Here is a 15,797-nt window from a genome sequence, read left to right on the forward strand (position 1 = left end):
CGCGCCGTCACTGCAGCGCCGCGGCCGGCGCGCCGTAGTGCGCGCCGATCCACTGCTCGAAGCGCTCGAACATCGCGCGCTCCGCCGCGTCGCCGCCATCGCCGTTATCGGCCAGCAGCTCCGCGCCGTGGACCACCATCACCCGCGCTTGCAGCGGCGGGCCGTCGTCGGTGCGCGCGCCTCGACGCTCGGCCGCTTCCAGCTGGTCGAGCGCCGTCGCCCACGCCTGCTCCACCGTCTCGTCGCAGGCCTGGGCCAGGTAGCGCGCCGAGAAGCCCTCGCCGGTCAGCCGGCGCAGCGTCTGGTCATGGCTGAGGCTGTTGCCCGGCGCCCAGTAGGCGTCGGCCAGCGCGGGGCCGATCGCGGGGTTGTCGGTCAGGTAGCCGTCGCGGCGCAGGAAGAAGGCGCGCGTCTGGTAGACGGCCATGTGCGCGAGCAGGTAGCCCTGGTAGGACGCGGCGGACTCCTGATTGAGCAGATGCGGGATCGCCAGGATCGGCCGCGGCGCCCGGTCCACACCCTGGATGCGCCGCTCCATCGCGCGCGCCAGCGCCAGCACCGCCTCGGGCGTGCGCTCGGCATCGGGCATCGCGTACAGCGCCGCCTCGAAGTAGGCCACCACCGCGATGGCGCGCTCGTCGAAGGCGCGCATCGGCTGCGTCGCGGCGATGCGCTCGCGGATCAGCTCGTCGGGGATCGTCGCGCCGTCGACGGTGCGCGCGTAGCGCTTGAGCCAGTCCGCGTCGCCCAGCAGGCTGTCGCAGAACATCGACTGCGTCTCGGCATAGGCCATCGAGGTCGGCGCGAACTCCTGCGAGAAACAGGGCGCGTTCTGCGTGACGTTGGCGAAGTGCGCCGCATGGCCGCCTTCATGGAACAGCGTCACCAGCCCGCGCGCGCCGCTGCCGATCTGGTCGGGCTTGGCCTCGGCGGTGAAGTTGATCTCGCCGGCGTGCCAGCGGCCCTGCTCGTCGAACCAGGTCGGCAGCGGGCCATGGCAGAAGCCGTTCTGGTACTTGCCCGACCGCTGCAGCAGGTCCAGCCGCAGGGTCGCGCCGCGGTACTGGATGCCCAGCCGGCGGAAGCTCTGCACCCAGCGGCGCAGCGCCGGGCCGAACGGCAGGTAGGGGTCCAGGCGTCGGGTCACGTCGCCGGCGCTGTGGAAGCGCAGGTTCCAGGGCTCCAGCGCCGAGGCGCCATGGCGCGCCACCAGCGCATCGAGCGCGCGCCGCTGCGCGGCCTCGGTCCGCGCGACGAAGTCGTCCAGGATGCCGAACAGCTCCGCCTTGGTCATGCGCTCGTTCTTGCGCAGCTTCATCTCGAAGTAGTCGCTGAAGCCCAGCGCGCGGGCCAGCCGGTTGCGCAGCGCGACGATCTCCAGGAAGCCGTTGTCCAGCACCCAGCGCTCCACCGCCGCCAGCCCGTCGTAGGAGCTGCGCCGGCGCGACTCGTCGGGATTGGTCGACGCGTTGGTCGACAGCATGGTCAGCGTCGCGGCCTCGGTCTCGCCGCGGTCGTTGACATGGGTGGGCGCGAAGTCCTTGCGCCGGGCGAAGAGCAGGCGCTCGGCCTCGATCAGCTCGGCCATCAGGCGCCGGCCCTCGTCGTTGTCGATGATGTTGGCCTCGAACACGCCCAGCCAGCCGCGCAGGCCATGCGCCAGCGCCTTCACCGCGTCGGTGGCGGGCGTCGCCTCGATCGCCGCGTCGACCGCGGCCAGGTGCGCGCGCGTGGCGGCCAGGCGGTCGGGGTCGGCGATGAAGGCCTTGTAGTCGGTCTCCGCGCGGCCGAAGCCTTCGTGGTCGTCGCTGGTGGCCATGTAGGTGGCCCAGAACAGGTCTTCCTTGCGCTTGTGCACCGCCACGTAGTCGTGGTTGAGCTGGTCGAAGAAGGCCTGGGCGGCCTGCACGGCCGGCGTGGGAAGCGAGGTGTCGGGCATCGGCGCAGCTTAGCGCAGGGCATCATGGCGCCCATGAGTCACGCCCCTGATGCCGCCGGGGACTCCGGCGACCGCCCCGAGACCGCGCCGGCCGTTCACGCCGTCGAGCTCCAGCCCCAGGGCTGGCGCTTCGACGCGCCCGAGGACCAGACCCTGCTGCTCGCCGCGCTGGACCACGGCCTGCGCCTGCCGCATTCCTGCCGCAACGGCACTTGCCGCGCCTGCATCGCCCGGCTGGTGGCGGGGCGCATCGACTACCGCATCGAATGGCCCGGCCTGTCCCGCGAGGAGAAGGACGAGGGCTGGATCCTGCCCTGCGTCGCCTGCGCGCGCTCGGACCTGGTGCTGGACCAGCCGCAGGCGATCAACCTGTTCGACGTCCCGCCGCCGCCCAGCGCCCGCGGGTGACGCCCCTCGCACGCGGCGCCGGAGCGGCGCCGACGCGAAAACCCGACACCCCCCCGCGCGGCCGCCGGTTCCGCGCTTTTGTTCACACGACACCCCGCATATCCATCGATCAGGGGCAACCCTGACAAGGCAGCATCGCGTCCGTCTCACGGAAACACCACGACGCCATCACCGCGCCCAGGGGGCCGGTCGGGGCGCGCAGAAGAAGGACCTCCGAATGCTGAACTTGAATCGATGGCGGCTGCGCAGCCGCGTGCTGGCCGGCTTCGCGCTGGTGATCGTGCTGATGGCGGTGGCCTCGGCGGTGGGGGTGATCCGCGTGTCGATGCTGCACCAGCGCATCGAACGCCTGGTCGAGGTCGACATGCATGCGCTGGAGCTGTCGCGCCAGTGGTCCGGCCTGACCGAGGGCAACATCCAACGCCGCATCGTGCAGCTGGTCGTCGATGACGAGACCTTCGTCAAGGCCTTCACCGCGCGCTCCAAGGAGCTCTCGGCGCGCATCGACAAGATCCAGAAGGAGCTCGACGAGAACGTCACCGACCCGGTGGGCAGCAAGCTGATCGACGAGATCGGCGCGGCGCGCAAGAAGTACCAGGACGCGCGCGATGCCACGGTCAAGGCCAAGGAAGGCGGCGAGGACGTCAAGCCGGTGGCCGCGACGCAGTTGATCCCGGCGATGAACGACTACCTCGCGGCGATCGACAAGTTCGCCGAGCACACCCGCGACCTGCTGCAGGACGCCCGCAAGGAGGCGCAGGCCGAAGCCACGAGCACCCGCCACCTGGTCGTCACGCTGATGGTGGTGGCGATCGCGCTGGGCGTGGGCATCGCGCTGGTGATCACGCGCTCGGTGACCGAGCCGCTGGCCCAGGCCCAGGCGCTGAGCCGCGCCATCGCCGACGGCGACCTGAGCCGCCGGGGCGGCGAGGTCGACGGCACCGACGAGGTCGCCGCGCTGCGCCGCTCGCTGCAGGAGATGCAGCGCCGGCTGGCCGACACGATCGCTGGCGTGCGCTCCGCCGCGGACCAGGTCCGCCACGCGTCGTCCGAGATCGCCACCGGCAACGCCGACCTGTCCAACCGGACCGAGCAGGCCGCCAGCAGCCTGGAGGAAACCGGCGCCGCGATGGCGCAGCTCGGCGAGGGCGTGAAGCTCAATGCCGAGTCCGCCCGCGAGGCCGATGCGCTCGCGCAGACCGCCTCCCAGGTCGCCGGCCGCGGCGGCGCGATGGTGGAGCAGGTCGTGGCGACGATGAACGAGATCCAGCAGTCGTCCAACAAGATCGCCGACATCATCGGCGTCATCGACGGCATCGCGTTCCAGACCAACATCCTGGCGCTGAACGCCGCGGTCGAGGCCGCGCGCGCGGGCGAGCAGGGGCGCGGTTTCGCGGTGGTCGCCGGCGAGGTGCGCTCGCTGGCCCGCCGCAGCGCGGAGGCGGCCAAGGAGATCAAGTCGCTGATCTCGGCCTCGGTCGAACGCGTCGACGGTGGCTCCCGCCTGGTCGGCGAGACCGGCTCGACGATGCGCGAGATCGTCAGCAGCGTCGAGCGCGTGACGCGCATCATTGGCGAGATCTCGGCCTCCAGCGCGGCCCAGTCGCTGACGCTGGGCGAGATCGGCCAGGCCGTGCGACAGCTCGACCAGATGACGCAGCAGAACGCGGCGCTGGTCGAGGAATCGGCCGCGGCGGCGGAGTCGCTGAAGGACCAGTCGGCACAGCTGGTCGACGCGGTGGCGAGCTTCAAGCTGGGCTGACCGGGCACGGCCGCTGGCCCTCACCCCCCGCCCTCCCGCAAGCGGGCGAGGGAGCCTCTGGCAGCGCGCCGCCCGGGAGCATCCCCCTCTGCGAAGGGGCCAAGGGGTGCTCGGTAAACTGCCCCGATGAATGCGCCAATGCAAGGGGCCGGGCCGGCCCGCTGGACCCATCGATACGCGAGTCTGGGGCCGGATTTCTACACCGAGCTGCCCGGCACCGGCCTCCCCGACCCGCACTGGGTCGCCACCAGCCCCGATTGCGCCGCCCTGCTGGGCTGGCCCGCCGACTGGTGGACCCGCCCCGAGATGCTCCAGGCCTTCAGCGGCAACGCGCCGCTGCCCGGCATGAAGCCGCTGGCCACCGTGTACAGCGGCCATCAGTTCGGCGTGTGGGCCGGCCAGCTCGGCGACGGACGCGCGCTGCTGCTGGGCGGCGTCGACGGCCCGAACGGCCATTTCGAGCTGCAGCTCAAGGGCGCCGGCCTGACGCCCTACTCGCGTCGCGGCGACGGCCGCGCGGTGCTGCGCTCGTCGATCCGCGAGTTCCTCTGCTCCGAGGCGATGGCCGCGCTGGGCATCCCCACCACGCGCGCGCTGGCCATCACCGGCTCCACCACGCTGAAGGTGCAGCGCGAGCGCGTCGAGACCGGCGCCGTCGTCACCCGCCTCGCCCCCAGCTTCCTGCGCTTCGGCCACTTCGAGCACTTCACCCACCACGGGATGGAGGCCCGCACGCGCGAGCTCTTCGACTTCTTCATCCGCCACCACGCGCCGGAATGCGCCACCGCGCCCAATCCCGTCACCGCCGCGCTGGCCAAGGTCGCCGCGCAGACCGCGGAACTCGTCGCGCAGTGGCAGGCCGTGGGCTTCATGCATGGCGTGATGAACACCGACAACATGTCGATGCTGGGCCTGACCATCGACTACGGCCCCTTCGGTTTCATGGACGGCTTCGACCCCGGCCACATCTGCAACCACTCGGACCACCAGGGTCGTTATGCCTTCGCGCGCCAGCCGCAGGTAGCGTTCTGGAACCTGCATGCGCTGGCCCAGGCGCTGCTGCCGCTGATGCCGGGCGTCGACACCGACGCCGAGGCGGCCGGCGATGCGCTGATCGAGTCGCTGGAGATCTACCGCGAGCGCTTCGGCACCGCGCTGCTCGGCGCGATGCGCGCGAAGCTGGGCTTGAGCGCGGAGGTCGACGAGCGCGGCGAGGACGGCCCGCTGATCGACGACTGGCTGCGGCTGCTCGCCACCCATCGCACCGACTACACGATCGCGCACCGGCGCCTGTCGGGCTTCGATCCGGCGCAGCCGCTCGATGCGCCCGCCCATGCGGCCCTGCGCGACCTGTTCCTGGACCGCGCGGCCTTCGATGCCTGGGCCGGGCGTTACGCGGCGCGCTTGAAGATCGAGCCGGCGGACGCACATGCGACCCGTGCCGCTCGCATGGACGCGGTCAATCCGGCGGTGGTGCTGCGCAACCACCTGGCCGAGACGGCGATCCAGCAGGCCGAGGCCGGCGACTTCGACGAAGTGCGCCGGCTGCTGGAGGTGCTGCGCCGCCCGTTCGACGCGCCCGCCCAGGCGTCCGACGCCGACTTCCCGCCCGACTGGGCGCAAACGCTGGAGGTTTCCTGTTCATCATGAGCCGCTACGACAAGTTCACCGAGAACGCCACCGAGGTCGACCGCGACCGCGACACCGCCTACCCCGTCCGGAAGACCGATGCCCAGTGGCGCGAGCAGCTCGACCCGACGCAGTACCAGGTCGCCCGCCACGCCGCCACCGAGCGCGCCTTCACCGGCAAGTACTGGGACCACTGGGAGGCCGGCCGCTACAACTGCGTCGGCTGCGGCACGCCGCTCTTCCAGGCCGACACCAAGTTCGACGCCGGCTGCGGCTGGCCCAGCTACTACGAGCCGATCAACGCCGAGGTCATCGAGCGCGTCGTCGACAAGACGCATGGCATGGTGCGCGTCGAGGTGCGCTGCAACCGCTGCGGCACCCACCTGGGCCACGTCTTTCCCGATGGCCCGGAACCGACGGGCGAGCGCTTCTGCATCAATTCGGCCGCGATAGACTTCGAGCCCCAGCGCTGAGCGCTGCCGAACTGGTCCCTGAATGAAGCTGTTGCTCGATTTCCTGCCGCTCCTGCTGTTCTTCGTCACGTTCAAGTACGCCGATGGGCAGCCGGAGTGGGCAGCGGCCTTCGCGACCGAGCACCTGGGTTTCCTGGTGTCCGGCGGCAAGGTCGGCCCCACCGAGGCGCCGGTGCTGCTGGCCACCCTGGTCGTGATGTTCGCCACCATCGCCCAGGTGCTCTACCTGAAGCTGCGCCGCCGCAAGGTCGACCTGATGCTGTGGGTCAGCCTGGGGCTGGTGATGACGCTGGGCGCGGCCACCGTCTACTTCCACAACGAGACCTTCATCAAGTGGAAGCCGACGATGCTGTACTGGGCGTTCTCCGCGGCCTTCCTGGTCAGCCATCTCTTCCTCGGCAAGAACCTGCTGCGCAAGATGCTGGGTGCCGAGCTGCACCTGCCGGATCCGGTCTGGGCGCGCCTGAACTGGGCCTGGGTGACCTTCTTCGCCGCGATGGGTTTTGCGAATCTTTACGTCGCTTACTCGTACAGCACCGAGGCCTGGGCCAACTTCAAGGCCTTCGGGTCGACGGGGCTGATCCTGCTGTTCACGCTCGGCCAGGGCGTCTACATGAGCCGGCACCTGCCGCAGGAGAGCGAGGCCCCGGCCGAGGAGACCAAGCCATGAGCGGCGGCGCGGGATCTTCTCCCTCGTCGGCGCCGAGCCCGGCGGCGACGCCGTCGGTCGAGATCGAGGCCCGGCTGCGGGCCGCGCTGGCGCCGGTCTCGCTCTCGCTGCGGGACGACAGTGCCCACCACGCCGGCCACGCCGGTGCCCGCGAGGGCGGCCACTATTACCTCGAAATCGTGAGCCCGCGCTTTGCCGGTTTACCCAGGGTGGCGCGGCATCGGCTCGTATATCATGCGCTCGCCGATCTGATGCAGAAGGGCATTCACGCGCTGGCCATCGATGCCCGCGCGCCCGACGAACAGCAGAAACCAGGTCCCTAGTAGCGCCGCCTGCCGGCGCTTTGTTTTGGAGCGTTCGCGCTCACCCGGGAGTCGAAAGGCCCTTTACCCATCATGAAGAAGTTTGTGCTTGCCGCCACCGTGGCGGCCATCGGCGCCGTGACCCTGCCGGCCATGGCCCAGAACATCGCGATCGTGAACGGCAAGCCCGTGCCCAAGGCCCGCGCCGACGTGCTGATCAGCCAGATCACGAAGGCCGGCCAGCCGCGCAGCCCGGAAATGGAATCGAAGGTGAAGGACGAGGTCGTCCTGCGCGAGATCTTCCTGCAGGAAGCCGAGAAGCGCGGCCTGAACAAGACCGACGACTACAAGAACCAGATGGAACTGGCGCGCCAGTCCCTGCTGATCCGCGAGCTGTTCTCGGACTACGCCAAGAAGAACCCGGTCAGCGAAGCCGACGCCAAGGTCGAGTACGAGAAGTTCAAGGCCCAGGCCACCGGCACCGAATTCCACGCCCGCCACATCCTGGTGGAGAAGGAAGAAGACGCCAAGGCGCTGATCAAGCAGCTCAACGGCGGCGCGAAGTTCGAGGACGTCGCAACCAAGAACTCCAAGGACACCGGCTCCGCCCAGAACGGCGGCGACCTGGGCTGGTCCGCCCCGGACGCCTACGTGCCCGAGTTCAGCGCCGCGATGGCCAAGCTCAAGGCCGGCGAGATGACGCAGGAGCCGGTCAAGTCGCAGTTCGGCTTCCACATCATCAAGCTGGAAGAGACGCGCCAGGCGCAGTTCCCGGCCTTCGACGACGTCAAGGGGCAGATCATCCAGCGCATGCAGCAGCAGAAGGTCGCGGAGTTCCAGGAAGAACTGCGCACCAAGGCCAAGACCGACTACAAGTTCTCCGCGAACTGATCGTCGTTCCGACCGGTCTTTGCTGTACCGTTCGAAGCCCGCGCCGCTGCCTGGCAGCCGCGCGGGCTTTTCACATCTGACGTTCCCCATGTCCGCGGGCATCGCGCCCCTCTGAGCTCCCCTCCATGACGGCTTCCCGACTTGCCCGCCGCCTGCTGCCTTCGCCGGAGTCCCTGGAACAGACCAAGGGGCTGAAGTGGCTCGGCCATTACCTGCGCGAGCGGCCCTGGCTGTGGGTGGCGCACCGCCGGCGCGTGGCGCTGGGGGCGGCGCTGGGGCTGGCGGTGGGCGTGATCCCGCTGCCGACGCAGATGCTGCTGGCGGCCGTCGTGGCGATCGTGTGCCGCGCCAACGTGGCCGCGGCGATTGCCGCCACCTGGCTGACGAATCCGCTGACCTTGGTGCCGATCTGGACGCTGGCGATCTTCCTGGGCCGCCAGGTGCTGGGCATCCACGGTCCGATTTCCGCGCCGAGGGAACTGGCGCTCAATTGGGGCGATCCGGCCAGTTGGTGGCCGGCCATCGGCCAGTGGCTGTCGGAGCTCGGCGCGCCGCTGCTGGCGGGCCTGCCCCTGGCGGGCCTGCTGCTGGGCGCGACGCTCTACGTCGTGGTCTACGTCGGCTGGTGGGCCGTCATCCGCCTCGAGCGCCGGCGGCGCCTGCGCGAACGCGCGCTGCGCCTCTGATCCTCCCCCGCCGTCCTCGGTCTCAAAACCGCCGAAGGACACCGCTGGTTGGGGACGGTGGGCCTTGGGGTTCCGGCGCTTGCCGCCGGGGCCCCATGGCCCAGCGGCCAACGCACCGGTCTCAGCAGGCCGACAGCCTCACGCCGGCAGATCCGCCATCGTGATGTCCTGCAGATGCCCTGCCGAGATCCTCAGCTGCCGCTCGCAGCGCGCCGCGATGGCCTGGTCATGGGTGACCATCACCAGCGTCGTTCCCAGTTCCCGGTTGAGTTCGAACATCAACGCCATCACCTGCTCGCCGGTCGCGTAGTCGAGGCTGCCGGTGGGCTCGTCCGCCAGCAGCAGCGCCGGCTGCTGCACGAAGGCCCGCGCGAGCGCCACGCGCTGCTGCTCGCCGCCGGACAACACCCGCGGATAGTGCGACAGCCGCTGCCCCAGCCCGACACGCTCGAGCATCTGCCGCGCCTGCGCGCGGGCATCGCGCTCGCCGCGCAGCTCCAGCGGCAGCATCACGTTCTCCAGCGCCGTCAGGTGCGCCAGCAGCTGGAAGCTCTGGAACACGAAGCCCAGGTGCGCGCCGCGCAGCGCGGCGCGGCCGTCCTCGTCGAGCGCGAACATGTCCTGCCCACGCAGCCGCACCGTGCCTTCGGACGGCGTGTCCAGGCCCGCGAGGATGGACAGCAGCGTGCTCTTGCCCGAGCCCGAGGCGCCGACGATGGCGACCGACTCCCTGGCCTGCAGCTGGAAATTGATGTCATGCAGAATGGTCAGCACGCCGTCGGCATCCTGGACCGACTTGCTGACGTGATCGACTTCGAGGATGTTCTGAGCCATGAATCAACCGCAGATGCGCCGCCGTGAATGGATGTTGCACTGTAGCGCCTGTGTCGCGACCCTCGCCGTGGCGGGGGCCCTGCCCGGACCTGTCGCGGCGCAAGGCCGCACCGAAGGCGGCGCGGCCGCGGCGCGGGCGCCGCGTCGCATCCTGGTGCTGGGCGACAGCCTGTCGGCCGAGTACGGCCTGGCCCGCGGCAGCGGCTGGGTGGCGCTGCTGGAGGCGCGGCTGAAGGCGCAGAAGCTGGGCGCCGAGGTGATCAACGCCAGCATCAGCGGCGACACCACCTCGGGCGGGCGCTCGCGGCTGCCGGCGCTGCTCCAGCAGCATCGGCCGACCCACCTGATCGTGGAGCTCGGCGGCAACGACGCGCTGCGTGGGCTGCCGCTCAAGATGACGCGCGAGAACCTCGCGGCGATGGTCCAGGCCGGCAAGGCCGCCGGCGCGAAGGTGATGCTGGTCGGGATGCAGATCCCGCCGAACATGGGCGCGAGTTATGCGCGCGATTTCGAGAACAGCTTCAAGACGGTCGCGCAGGCGGAGAAGGTGCCGCTGCAGCCCTTCCTGCTGGCCGGCGTGGCCGACCGGGCCGATGCGGCGGACTGGTTCCAGGGCGACCGCATCCACCCGCTGGCCAAGGCGCATCCGGTGATGCTGGACAACGTCTGGCAAGTCCTGCGGCCGATGCTTTGACGAAACGCACCGGCCGCGCCGGTGCACCGGGAAATGTGAGGGCCGGCGTCGGGATCGCCGGCTGAGGCCAGCGCGAGATCTCCTAGACTCGCGCCCGCTCGCCTTCGACCCGTGCCGATGTCCCCCTTCAAGACCTTCCCCGTCGGGATCCGTGCCTGGATCCCGGTCCTGTTCCTGAGCGCCGCTTGCGCGGCCGCGATCGCGGCCGGCCATGATGGACGCCGTGCCTGGCAGATGATGCTGCTCGCCCTGCCGGTGCTGCTGTGGCTGTGCTGGCCGGTCGCCGGCCCGGCCTGGCGGCGGGTGCGCGCGGTGGTTGCCTTCGCGGCGCTGGCCGGCTTCCTGATCGACGGCGCGCTGCGGGCCTTCCTCCAGCACCAGTACCAGGCCGCACCGGACAGCACGCTGGTGCTGGGGGCGATGGCGAACACCTCGCCGCGTGAATCGGTCGAATACCTGAGCTCGCAATTGCCCGCGATGAGTGCGGCGCTGCTCGCACTGCTGGCCGCGCTGACGCTGACCGGCGTCGCGATCCATCGCGCGACGTCGGCGCCGGTGGCACTGTCCCGGCCCGCTCGCCTCGTGCTGGTCGGACTGCTGGCGCTGTGCGCCCTCGCCCACCTCAGCAAGCCGTGGCGGCGGCACCATCCGCTGCTGTTCTGGCCCGCCTGGACGCAGCAGGTCGTCGACCTGCGCGCCGCCTGGGGCGACCAGCAGCTGCAGCGCGCGCGGCTGATGCGCAATGCGCAGGCCGCGTCGCCCGCGGTGGCGACGGACGCGCCGTCGACGGTGGTGCTGGTGCTCGGCGAGAGCGTCAACCGCGACAACATGAGCCTCTACGGCTACGCCCGGCCGACGACGCCGGAGCTGATCGCGCTGAGGGCGGAGGAACGCGCCCGGCTGCTCACGCTGCGGCACGCGTGGTCGACGCAGGCGACGACGGTGGCCTCGCTCGCCGGCCTGTTCAGCTTCGGCGAGCGCGACGAGGACGATCCGGCCGGCGACACGCAGCACCTGCTCGCGCTGGCGCGCGGCGCCGGCTACAAGGTCTGGTGGGTCAGCAATCACGATGACGTGGCGGTCGACCAGCAGCATGCGCGGCTGGCCGACGCGGTGGAGATGATCAACCGGCAGCCGGGACGCTCGTCGGGCTCGCTGGACGGCGAGTTGCTGGACGAGGTCGAACAGGCGCTGGCCGACCCCGCGCCGCGCAAGCTGGTCGTGGTGCACCTGCTGGGCGCGCATCCGCATTACCGGCTGCGGATGCCGCCGGGCGAGCATCCGTTCGACGCTGGCGGGGACGCGGTCGACGCCGCGATGACGCGCGACGGCCGCGCCGCCTGGGTCCGAGAGTTCCGCCAGGACTACGACGCGGCGATCCGCTATCACGACCGCATCGTGACCGAGACGCTGCGGATGACGCGTCGTCACCTGCCTGCCGGCGGCCGAGCGGCGTGGATGTTCCTGTCGGACCACGGTCAGGAGGTGGGCCACACGCTGGACCACGCGGGACACAGCCCGGGCACGGCGTCGGGCTACCGCATCCCGGCGCTGCTGTGGCGCAGCGACGCGGCGTTCGACGCGCCCGCCGCAGCCCGCCCCTTCCGCGCCGACTGGGCCGGCTGGACGCTCGCCGACCTGATGCGGCTGCGCTGGAGCGGCATGCGCGACGAGCGCAACGTGCTCCACGTCGCCTACGCCTGGGAGCCGCCCGCGCTGCCGGTGAAGGGCATCGTGTTCGAACGCTAGCCGGCCCGCGGCGGTCGCGGCGGTCGCGGCGCACGCCGCGCGTCCGCGCCCACCGGCCCCTACGGCGTCCCAAGGCGCCACGGCCTGGCCGCTTCACGCGGGCATTCCACTTGCCGTTTCCTTCCCCAGCAAGGAGCACGGCATGAAGCGATCCGCGAGCGTCCCCCTCACCGTCCTCGACCCGTTGTCGGCCCCCGAGCGCCGAGCCGATCGCCGCGTCTCGCGCAGTCGGTCGATTTCGAGCCGGGAGACGTGATGGCCGCCGCCTCGCGAAAGGTCCTGCTGCTGGTCGACTTCATCAACCCGCTGCGATTCGACGGCGCGGAGGACCTCGCGCCGGCGGCGATCGAGGCCGCCACCGCCGCCGCCGCGCTGAAGCGGCGCTACCGCCGCGACGGCTTCAGCACGCTCTACGTCAACGACAACTTCGGCCAATGGCGCTCGGACTTCCGCACGCTGCTGCGCGAATGCCGGCGCGGCGGCGGCGCGGCCGCGAAGCTGGCGCGCCTGCTGGCGCCGGACGAAGAGGACCTGATGGTGCTCAAGCCGCGGCATTCCGGCTTCCACGCGACGCCGCTGGAACTGCTGCTGGCGCAGCTGGGCGCGCGCGAGCTCGCCATCACCGGCCTGGCGACCGACTACTGCGTCCAGTGCACGGCGATGGACGCCTACGTGCGCGGCTACCGCGTCTGGGTGCCGGCCGACTGCACGGCCGCCGAGAGCCCGGAGCGCAAGCACGCGGCGCTCGACTGGATCCGGCAGGCGCTGAAGGCCAGCATCGCGCCGTCGACGCGGCGCGCCTGAACCGGCGCACCTGATCCGCCTGCCACTCGTTTCGGTGGGCGGCCTCACGACACCAGTCGGACCTGACCGGAAGTCCACCAGCCGGAGTCATGGCCGCTCGGCGCTCCCGGTCCGAGGATGAGGACCTCCGCATCGCCCCATGGCAGGCCTGAAGCAGCTTGCCGGACAGGGCCCCGGAGAACTTCGAACCCCTCCTCAATCCAACAAGGTGGACCCATGCGAGAGCCGACTCCGGAACGAGCGCCATGGCTGATCCTCTTCCTATCGGCCATCGCGGCCAGCCTCATCAACCAGCGGCTGCCCCATCCCTTCGGCAACGGCTTCTGGGCTCAGGCGGCGATGCAGGGCACGACGCAGTTGGCGATCATGGGGCTGCTCCACGGACTGCGCCGTTTGCTGCGCCGCGGCCCCGCTCGGCGCGGGAGATGCGAAGGCCACTGAACGCGCCGACCCATGGGCACCCCGCGCTGCCGGAACGCCGCAGGCGGGGCGCCTTGGCCGCCGGGCATTGCGCTTGCCACAAGCTGCGTATCGTCAGAGCGGGAGATGCCGGTTGCCGAAGGACCCGATCCGCCGCCCCTGGTGGGCCCAGCTTGGCCCCGGCCTGATCACCGGCGCCGCCGACGACGACCCGAGCGGCATCGCGACCTACTCGCAGGCCGGCGCGCAGTACGGCTACACCGTCGGCTGGACCATCCTGGTGACCTTTCCGCTGATGGTGGGCATCCAGCTCGCCAGCGCGCGCATCGGCCGGATCACCGGCAAGGGCCTGACCGAGAACTTCGCCAAGCTGTGCCCGCGCTGGCTGGTGATGGCGCTGGTCGGGCTGCTGGTCGTCGCCAACGTGATCAACCTCGGCGCCGACCTCAGCGCGATGGGCGACGCGATGAGCCTGGCCGTCGGCGGTCCGCCGGGCGCCTACATCGTCGCCTTCGCGCTGCTGTCGCTGCTGCTGCAGGTCCTGTTGCCCTATGAGCGCTACGTGCGGCTGCTCAAGTGGCTGACGCTGTCGCTGCTGGCCTATGTCGGCGTGGGATTCGCCGCGCAGGCGGACTGGGCGCTGGCGCTGCGCTCGCTCGTGCTGCCCGCGATGCACTGGGACCGCGAATCCACGACCATGGTCGTGGCGATCCTGGGCACGACGATCAGCCCCTATCTCTTCTTCTGGCAGGCCGGCCAGGAAGCCGAGGAGATCCGCCGCATCGACGCCGACCGCCCGCTCGCCGTCGCGCCCGAGCAGGCGAAACGGCAGTTCCGGCGGCTGCGGACCGACACCCTGGTCGGCATGGGTTTCTCCAACCTGATCGCGTTCTTCATGATCGTCGCGACCGCCGCGGCACTGCACGCCCGCGGCGTGAGCGACATCCAGACCACCGCCCAGGCCGCCCAGGCGCTGCGACCGGTCGCGGGCGACTTCGCCTTCGTGCTCTTCGCCGCCGGCATCGTGGGCACCGGCTTCCTCGCGCTGCCGGTGCTGGCCGGCTCGGCGGCCTACGCGGTCGCCACGCTTGCCGGCGTGCGGCGCGGGCTCGACCGCCCGCCGCGGACCGCCAAGGCCTTCTACGCCATCCTGGGCGGCGCCATGCTGCTGGGCCTGACGCTGAGCCTGGCCGGCTTCAACCCGATCAAGGCGCTCTACTGGTCGGCGGTGATCAACGCCGTCATCTCGGTGCCGATCATGGTGACGGTGATGATCGCCGCCTCCCATCCGTCCATCGTCGGCGCGCTGCGCATGCCGCCGCTGTGGCGCACGCTGGGCTGGCTCGCCACCGCCGCGATGGCGCTGGCGACGCTCGCGATGATCGTCCTGCAGACTTCCAGCACCCTCGGGGCCGGTCGCTAGACTGGCCCGATGAGCACCCCCACCGCCCCGCTGCACGACGCCTGGACCCTGCGCCTGGACGAGGTCTGGCGCCGCGCGCCCGCCCTGTCCGGCACGCAACTGGTCGCCGAGATCGACGCGCTCGCCGCCGAGCGCCCCGCCGACGACGGTCGCGCCCTGTTCGAACGCGCCTGCGCCCGCGACACCGCCGGCCTCGAAGCGCAGGCCGAGCCGCTCTACCGCGCCGCGCTCGAGAGCGGCCAGCTCGATCCCTACCGGCGCACCCGCGCGGTGATCCAGCTGGGCAGCACCTTGCGCTGGCTCCAGCGGCTGGACGAGAGCGAGGCGCTGCTCGCCGGCGAGCTCGCGCACCACATGCAGCCCGGCCACGACCGTCCGCTACATGACGAAGCCCGCGCGCTGCTCGCGCTCACCTATGCCGCCCAGGGCCGCGGCGCCGAAGCCGCCGGGCTCGCGCTGGCCACGCTGGCGCCGCGCCTGTCGCGCTACAACCGCTCGCTGCTGGCCTGCGCCCGGCAGCTCGCGAGCGAGGTCTGGGACGACGGCGACACCGCGCCCACCGGTCCCGCGCCGGTGGAGCTCGTCGAGGGCCGTTTCCTGCTGCGCCCCTACCGGCCCGGCGACCTGCCGGAGCTGGTCACCGCGGTGCGCGAATCCCACCTGTCCATCGGCCGCTGGATGGCCTGGGCCCATGCGGACTTCTCCACCAGCGACGGCGCCGCATGGCTGGACCATTGCGCGCGCGGCTGGCAGTCCGGCACCGCCTTCGAGTTCGGCATCTTCGACCGCGACACCGGCGCCTTCATCGGCGCCGGCGGGCTCAACTCGCTGCATCCGGTGCATCCGTTCTGCAACCTCGGCTACTGGGTGCGCAGCGCCTGCCAGGGCCAGGGCGCGGCCTCGGCCGCGGTGCGGGCGCTCAGCCGCCATGCCTTCGAGCGCCTGAAGCTCGCCCGCGTGGAGATCGTCGTGGCCGACGGCAACGCGGCCAGCCTGGCGGTCGCACGCCGCTGCGGCGCCCACTACGAGGGCCTGCTGCGCCAGCGCATCCGCGGCACCGACGGCTCGGCGTGGGACGCGCACATGTTTTCGCTGACGGCGGCGTGATACCTT

At 71.2% G+C, this 15,797-nt stretch carries 16 protein-coding genes; 14 read left to right on the top strand and 2 right to left on the bottom strand.

Annotated elements, in window-relative coordinates; translation table 11 throughout:
* Window positions 1–7: 7 nt before the first annotated feature.
* A complete protein-coding gene (locus BM393_RS24370; RefSeq protein WP_091734044.1) occupies window positions 8–1,939 on the bottom strand; it encodes a M3 family metallopeptidase in 1,932 nt (643 codons plus the stop codon).
* A 33-nt stretch (window positions 1,940–1,972) separates the two neighbouring features.
* Here BM393_RS24370 and BM393_RS24375 point away from each other — a divergent pair, with 33 nt between their 5' ends.
* The 8 genes from BM393_RS24375 (at window position 1,973) to BM393_RS24410 (ending at window position 8,760) form a co-directional block, all read left to right on the top strand.
* Complete coding sequence (locus tag BM393_RS24375; RefSeq protein WP_091734045.1) at window positions 1,973–2,347, top strand: 2Fe-2S iron-sulfur cluster-binding protein; 375 nt, start codon at window positions 1,973–1,975, stop codon at window positions 2,345–2,347.
* Between the two features lie 217 nt (window positions 2,348–2,564).
* A complete protein-coding gene (locus tag BM393_RS26395; RefSeq protein ID WP_091734046.1) occupies window positions 2,565–4,109 on the top strand; it encodes a methyl-accepting chemotaxis protein in 1,545 nt (514 codons plus the stop codon).
* Between the two features lie 126 nt (window positions 4,110–4,235).
* Window positions 4,236–5,759, top strand: coding sequence for a YdiU family protein (locus tag BM393_RS24385; RefSeq protein ID WP_091734048.1), 1,524 nt, complete (start codon window positions 4,236–4,238; stop codon window positions 5,757–5,759).
* Window positions 5,756–6,211, top strand: a complete 456-nt coding sequence (msrB, locus tag BM393_RS24390; protein ID WP_091734049.1) for a peptide-methionine (R)-S-oxide reductase MsrB — start codon at window positions 5,756–5,758, stop codon at window positions 6,209–6,211. The genes BM393_RS24385 and msrB overlap by 4 nt, the downstream gene beginning before the upstream one ends.
* A gap of 22 nt (window positions 6,212–6,233) precedes the next feature.
* Entirely contained in the window at window positions 6,234–6,881 is a 648-nt protein-coding gene (locus tag BM393_RS24395; RefSeq protein ID WP_091734050.1) for a septation protein A, read from the top strand.
* The gene (locus tag BM393_RS24400; RefSeq protein ID WP_091734052.1) at window positions 6,878–7,204 is read left to right on the top strand and encodes a BolA family transcriptional regulator; all 327 of its coding nucleotides are present in this window, start codon (window positions 6,878–6,880) and stop codon (window positions 7,202–7,204) included. The genes BM393_RS24395 and BM393_RS24400 overlap by 4 nt, the downstream gene beginning before the upstream one ends.
* Before the next feature lie 72 nt (window positions 7,205–7,276).
* Complete coding sequence (locus BM393_RS24405) at window positions 7,277–8,074, top strand: peptidylprolyl isomerase (protein WP_091734053.1); 798 nt, start codon at window positions 7,277–7,279, stop codon at window positions 8,072–8,074.
* Between the two features lie 125 nt (window positions 8,075–8,199).
* Window positions 8,200–8,760, top strand: coding sequence for a DUF2062 domain-containing protein (locus BM393_RS24410; protein ID WP_091734054.1), 561 nt, complete (start codon window positions 8,200–8,202; stop codon window positions 8,758–8,760).
* A 138-nt stretch (window positions 8,761–8,898) separates the two neighbouring features.
* Here the strand turns inward: BM393_RS24410 and BM393_RS24415 are convergent, their stop codons facing one another.
* A complete protein-coding gene (locus tag BM393_RS24415; protein WP_091734056.1) occupies window positions 8,899–9,594 on the bottom strand; it encodes an ABC transporter ATP-binding protein in 696 nt (231 codons plus the stop codon).
* Between BM393_RS24415 and BM393_RS24420 the strand changes: the two genes are divergently transcribed.
* From BM393_RS24420 to BM393_RS25985, 6 genes are all read left to right on the top strand, one after another.
* Complete coding sequence (locus tag BM393_RS24420; protein ID WP_254783600.1) at window positions 9,593–10,288, top strand: arylesterase; 696 nt, start codon at window positions 9,593–9,595, stop codon at window positions 10,286–10,288. The two genes, BM393_RS24415 and BM393_RS24420, sit on opposite strands and share 2 nt — an antisense overlap.
* A gap of 117 nt (window positions 10,289–10,405) precedes the next feature.
* Window positions 10,406–12,037 carry a phosphoethanolamine transferase gene (locus BM393_RS24425; protein ID WP_091734057.1) on the top strand — a complete coding sequence of 544 codons (1,632 nt, stop codon included), beginning with the start codon at window positions 10,406–10,408 and terminating at the stop codon, window positions 12,035–12,037.
* A 255-nt stretch (window positions 12,038–12,292) separates the two neighbouring features.
* Entirely contained in the window at window positions 12,293–12,841 is a 549-nt protein-coding gene (locus BM393_RS24430) for a cysteine hydrolase family protein (RefSeq protein ID WP_091734058.1), read from the top strand.
* 216 nt (window positions 12,842–13,057) lie between these two features.
* Window positions 13,058–13,282, top strand: coding sequence for a hypothetical protein (locus BM393_RS24435; protein WP_091734060.1), 225 nt, complete (start codon window positions 13,058–13,060; stop codon window positions 13,280–13,282).
* A gap of 112 nt (window positions 13,283–13,394) precedes the next feature.
* On the top strand, window positions 13,395–14,684 hold the full coding sequence (locus BM393_RS24440) for an NRAMP family divalent metal transporter (RefSeq protein WP_091734061.1): 1,290 nt from the start codon (window positions 13,395–13,397) through the stop codon (window positions 14,682–14,684).
* Between the two features lie 9 nt (window positions 14,685–14,693).
* Window positions 14,694–15,791 carry a tetratricopeptide repeat protein gene (locus tag BM393_RS25985; protein WP_217648521.1) on the top strand — a complete coding sequence of 366 codons (1,098 nt, stop codon included), beginning with the start codon at window positions 14,694–14,696 and terminating at the stop codon, window positions 15,789–15,791.
* Window positions 15,792–15,797: the final 6 nt, after the last annotated feature.

The sequence above is a fragment of the Mitsuaria sp. PDC51 genome (assembly GCF_900113225.1).
Classification (GTDB): Bacteria; Pseudomonadota; Gammaproteobacteria; order Burkholderiales; family Burkholderiaceae_C; genus Roseateles.

What these genes read in the sequence shown, in the direction of transcription:
- BM393_RS24370 (WP_091734044.1), bottom strand. Translation starts at nt 1,939, where the DNA reads ATGCCCGACACCTCGCTTCCCACGCCGGCCGTGCAGGCCGCCCAGGCC.
- BM393_RS24375 (WP_091734045.1), top strand. Translation starts at nt 1,973, where the DNA reads ATGAGTCACGCCCCTGATGCCGCCGGGGACTCCGGCGACCGCCCCGAG.
- BM393_RS26395 (WP_091734046.1), top strand. Translation starts at nt 2,565, where the DNA reads ATGCTGAACTTGAATCGATGGCGGCTGCGCAGCCGCGTGCTGGCCGGC.
- BM393_RS24385 (WP_091734048.1), top strand. Translation starts at nt 4,236, where the DNA reads ATGAATGCGCCAATGCAAGGGGCCGGGCCGGCCCGCTGGACCCATCGA.
- msrB (WP_091734049.1), top strand. Translation starts at nt 5,756, where the DNA reads ATGAGCCGCTACGACAAGTTCACCGAGAACGCCACCGAGGTCGACCGC.
- BM393_RS24395 (WP_091734050.1), top strand. Translation starts at nt 6,234, where the DNA reads ATGAAGCTGTTGCTCGATTTCCTGCCGCTCCTGCTGTTCTTCGTCACG.
- BM393_RS24400 (WP_091734052.1), top strand. Translation starts at nt 6,878, where the DNA reads ATGAGCGGCGGCGCGGGATCTTCTCCCTCGTCGGCGCCGAGCCCGGCG.
- BM393_RS24405 (WP_091734053.1), top strand. Translation starts at nt 7,277, where the DNA reads ATGAAGAAGTTTGTGCTTGCCGCCACCGTGGCGGCCATCGGCGCCGTG.
- BM393_RS24410 (WP_091734054.1), top strand. Translation starts at nt 8,200, where the DNA reads ATGACGGCTTCCCGACTTGCCCGCCGCCTGCTGCCTTCGCCGGAGTCC.
- BM393_RS24420 (WP_254783600.1), top strand. Translation starts at nt 9,593, where the DNA reads ATGAATCAACCGCAGATGCGCCGCCGTGAATGGATGTTGCACTGTAGC.
- BM393_RS24415 (WP_091734056.1), bottom strand. Translation starts at nt 9,594, where the DNA reads ATGGCTCAGAACATCCTCGAAGTCGATCACGTCAGCAAGTCGGTCCAG.
- BM393_RS24425 (WP_091734057.1), top strand. Translation starts at nt 10,406, where the DNA reads ATGTCCCCCTTCAAGACCTTCCCCGTCGGGATCCGTGCCTGGATCCCG.
- BM393_RS24430 (WP_091734058.1), top strand. Translation starts at nt 12,293, where the DNA reads ATGGCCGCCGCCTCGCGAAAGGTCCTGCTGCTGGTCGACTTCATCAAC.
- BM393_RS24435 (WP_091734060.1), top strand. Translation starts at nt 13,058, where the DNA reads ATGCGAGAGCCGACTCCGGAACGAGCGCCATGGCTGATCCTCTTCCTA.
- BM393_RS25985 (WP_217648521.1), top strand. Translation starts at nt 14,694, where the DNA reads ATGAGCACCCCCACCGCCCCGCTGCACGACGCCTGGACCCTGCGCCTG.